This is a genomic window from Streptomyces sp. NPDC058295, assembly GCF_042880655.1.
Classification (GTDB): domain Bacteria; phylum Actinomycetota; class Actinomycetes; order Streptomycetales; family Streptomycetaceae; genus Streptomyces; species Streptomyces coriariae.
Genome location: NZ_JBHVYO010000107.1, coordinates 1 through 4,375, shown reverse-complemented (window position 1 = coordinate 4,375; position 4,375 = coordinate 1). Strand labels below are relative to the sequence as shown.

The following is a 4,375-nucleotide window of genomic DNA, read 5'->3' as shown; positions in this document are numbered from 1 at the left end:
GGTGTCGCCCATTTGGGCGACACCACCGGCGTTTGCGTGGCTTTGAGGCGCTCTTGACTGGATCATCAACTGTCATGAGCCTGGCAGAGTTCGCTGCTGGGGCGAACTCAGGCTAGGGGGGTTCATGAGACGAAGAGCGAGATCGATCCTCGCTGTCGGCGCGCTGCTGCTCGGCGGAGCGGCACTCGCACCCATCGCCCAGGCACAGCCCGGCACCACACCGAAACCCGACGCGGACGAGGTCAAGGTCTTCCGCGCCGAGGTCACCAAGCAGCAGGTACCCCTGCTGCTGGCGGCCGGCCAGGACGGTCACGAACTCAGCGAGCAGGCGCCCGAGAAGGGCACCGCGACGGTCGAGGTCTACCTCACCGACAAGCAGGCGAAGAAGCTCGGGAAGCAGGGTGTCGCCCTCACCGAGCACACACTTTCGGCCAAGGCGGAGAGCCGTGTGGAGGCCGCCGCCGACGGTGTGTTCCGGCCGTACAGCGGCAGCGGGGGGCTCCGGGAGGAGATCCTGCGCACCGCCCAGGAGAACCCGGGCCTCACCAAGGTCGTCTCCATCGGCAAGACGGTCGAAGGCCAGGACATCCTCGCGCTCAAACTGACCAAGAACGCGAAGAAGTCCGACGACGGCTCCAAGCCCTCGGTCCTCTACATGTCCAACCAGCACGCGCGGGAGTGGATCACGCCGGAGATGACCCGGCGGCTGATGCACTACTACCTGGACACCTACAAGAGCGACCGGCGCGTCAAGAAGATCGTCGACTCCAGCGAGCTGTGGTTCGTCCTGTCGGCCAACCCCGACGGCTACGACTACACCTTCGAGAACACCGACAACCGCCTCTGGCGCAAGAACCTGCGGGACGTCAACGGCGACGGCGCGATCTCCACCGGCGACGGCGTCGACCTCAACCGCAACTTCCCCTACAAGTGGGGTTACGACGACGAGGGTTCGTCCCCGAACCCCACCAGCCAGACCTACCGCGGCGCGAGCCCCGGCTCCGAGCCCGAGACCAAGGCCCTCGACGCCTTCGAGAAGCGGATCGGGTTCACGTACGGCATCAACTACCACTCCGCCGCCGAACTGCTGCTCTACGGCGTCGGCTGGCAGGTCGCGACCGACACCCCGGACGACGTCGTCTACAAGGCGCTCGCCGGCACCCCCGACAACTCCGCCGTCCCGGGTTACCACCCGCAGGTCTCCTCGGAGTTGTACACGACCAACGGCGAGGCCGACGGGCACGCGGCGAACGTCAACGGCACGGCGATGTTCACCCCCGAGATGTCGACCTGCCAGACCGCGTCCGGCCTCGACCCGAACGACCAGTGGAACGCCGCCGACTGCCAGTCGGTCTTCAACTTCCCGGACGACGAGAAGCTGATCCAGGACGAGTTCGCCAAGAACGTCCCGTTCGCGCTCTCCGTCGCCGAGTCCGCGGCACACCCCGACCAGCCGAAGTCCTCGGTCGGTCTGTCCGCCGCCGACTTCACCCCGGCGCCGTTCACCACCTCGTACTCGCGCGGCGCCGACCAGGAGATCTCCGTCGTCGCACGCAAGGCGATCCGCGACAAGGAGCTCAAGTACCGCGTCAACGGCGGCCGTACGCGGGACCGGGCGCTCAAGGCCTGGAAGGGCGGCGAGACCTTCGGCGGTGACGACAACCTCTACTACGACGAGTACCGGGCCAAGGTGCGGGACGGCGATCCCGGCGACAAGGTCGAGGTCTGGTTCACGGGTGAGACCAAGAACGGCAAGAAGGTCTCCAGCGCGCACTTCACCTACACGGTCGCCGCGCGGCCCAAGGCCGACACCCTCGTCGTGGCCGAGGAGGGCACGGCCGCCACACAGGCGCAGACCTACGTCGACGCGCTGAAGGCCAACGGCCGCAAGGCGATCGTCTGGGACGTCGCCACCCAGGGCGCACCCGACGCGCTCGGCGTGCTGAGCCACTTCGACACGGTCGTCCACTACACGGGCGCGAGCGCCCCCGGCAATCCGACCCAGCTCGAACTGCGCGCCTTCCTCAACGAGGGCGGCAAGCTGATCGAGGCGGGCGAGCTGGCCGGCGGCAACGTCGACCTCGGTGACGGCACCCCGTCGAACGACTTCAGCCAGTACTACCTGGGCGCCTACTCCCGCACGTCGACCCCCGGCGCCACCGGCTTCACCGGCTCCGGCAAGCTCGGCGGCGCCGGCGGGACCCTCGGCCCGGCGGCAGGCAACCCGCTCGACAGGGCGGGCACCTACGGCGTCACCTCGGACGAGCTCCCCGCCTCCGCGTATCCGCAGTTCGCCAGCGCGGGCGCCGGCCGGTTCGCCGGGACGGTCAACCCGTACGGGCCGTTCACGGGCTCGTACATGGCCGCCGCCGTGCACACCGACGACGGCTACAAGCGCCTCACCCGCACCATCGACCTCACCGGTGTCGGCGCGGCGAGCAAGCCGGCCCTGCGCACCCAGCTGCTGTGGGACACCGAGCCCGGCTACGACAACGCGATCGTCGAGATCCACACGGTCGGCGCCGACGACTGGACGACGCTCCCCGAGGCGGGCGGCGCCACCAGCACCGCCGTCCCCGCGGAGTGCGGCGGCGGCTTCTACATCGGCGAGCACCCGTGGCTGCGGCACTACCTCACCCTCGGTGCGGGCGACTGCACCGCGACCGGCAGCACCGGTTCCTGGAACGCCCTCACCGGCGCCTCCAGCGGCTGGCAGCAGGTGAACTTCGACCTGAGCGGTTACGCGGGCAAGCAGGTCGAGGTGTCGATCGCCTACGTCACCGACCCCGGCAGCGGCGGCCACGGCGTCCTGGCGGACGACACCTCGCTGGTCGTCGGCGGCACCGCCACCGGGACCGAGGGCTTCGAGACCTCGCTCGGCGCCTGGCGGGCCGCGGGTCCGCCCGCGGGCAGCCCGGCGGTCCTGAAGGACTGGACGCGTACCGGCGCCCTGTTCCAGACCTACGGAGCGGTCACCACCGACGACACCGTGCTGCTGGGCTTCGGCCTGGAGCACGTCACCGCGGCGGCCGACCGTATCGCGCTCATCGGGAAGGCGCTCGCCTCACTTGAGAGCTGAAGAACGGCTGTCAACTCGGTGTGACAGTTCGTAATCACATCGAGCGATCGGGTCTTCCGGTCCGGGCGGTCCGTACCCCTACTGGCGGGTACGGACCGCCCTGCCGTGTATGGGCGAAGTCGATGTCACTCCGGCGGCCTCGGAGAGGTAGGGTCGTGGGTGGTCGGGGACATCCCAAATACAGCTCGCCGGCACCGCATAGCCGGTGTATCAACGAGGAGATCGGTTCGTGACGATCCGCGTAGGCATCAACGGCTTTGGCCGCATCGGTCGTAACTACTTCCGCGCGCTGCTGGAGCAGGGTGCTGACATCGAGATCGTGGCTGTCAACGACCTGGGTGACACCGCGACCACCGCACATCTGCTCAAGTACGACACCATCCTGGGCCGCCTCAAGGCCGAGGTGTCGCACACCGCCGACACGATCACCGTCGACGGTCAGACCATCAAGGTGCTGTCCGAGCGCAACCCGGCGGACATCCCGTGGGGCGACCTGGGCGTCGACATCGTGATCGAGTCGACCGGCATCTTCACCAAGAAGGCCGACGCCGAGAAGCACATCGCCGGCGGCGCCAAGAAGGTCCTCATCTCGGCTCCGGCCAAGGACGAGGACATCACCATCGTGATGGGCGTCAACCAGGACAAGTACGACGCGGCCAATCACCACGTCATCTCCAACGCCTCCTGCACCACCAACTGTGTGGCGCCGATGGCCAAGGTCCTCGACGAGAACTTCGGCATCGTCAAGGGTCTGATGACGACGGTCCACGCGTACACCAACGACCAGCGCATCCTGGACTTCCCGCACTCGGACCTGCGTCGCGCCCGCGCCGCCGCCGAGAACATCATCCCGACCACGACGGGTGCCGCCAAGGCCACCGCCCTGGTCCTCCCGCAGCTCAAGGGCAAGCTGGACGGCATCGCCATGCGCGTCCCGGTCCCGACCGGCTCGGCCACCGACCTGGTCGTGACCCTCCAGCGCGAGGTCACCAAGGACGAGGTCAACGCCGCGTTCAAGAAGGCCTCCGACGACGGCGACCTCAAGGGCTACCTGACGTACACCGAGGACCCGATCGTCTCCTCGGACATCGTCGGCGACCCGGCCTCCTGCACCTTCGACTCCTCCCTGACCATGGTCCAGGAGGGCAACTCGGTGAAGATCCTCGGCTGGTACGACAACGAGTGGGGCTACTCCAACCGCCTCGTCGACCTGACGGTCTTCGTCGGCAACCAGCTCTGATCGTCGGATCAGGCACCTCGATGTGAGTGCAGGGCTCGGGCGGCGCAGGGACGCGC

Annotated in this window: 2 protein-coding genes; both read left to right on the top strand. The window is 68.2% G+C overall.

The genetic code is table 11. The features are described 5' to 3' along the window. Nucleotides 1-124 precede the first annotated feature (124 nt). Nucleotides 125-3,079 (top strand): M14 family zinc carboxypeptidase, encoded by a 2,955-nt coding sequence (locus tag ACFVYS_RS43715; RefSeq protein WP_389511442.1) that lies wholly within the window; start codon nt 125-127, stop codon nt 3,077-3,079. A 229-nt stretch (nt 3,080-3,308) separates the two neighbouring features. Continuing rightward, nucleotides 3,309-4,319 (top strand): type I glyceraldehyde-3-phosphate dehydrogenase, encoded by a 1,011-nt coding sequence (gene gap / locus ACFVYS_RS43710; RefSeq protein WP_389511441.1) that lies wholly within the window; start codon nt 3,309-3,311, stop codon nt 4,317-4,319. Nucleotides 4,320-4,375: the final 56 nt, after the last annotated feature.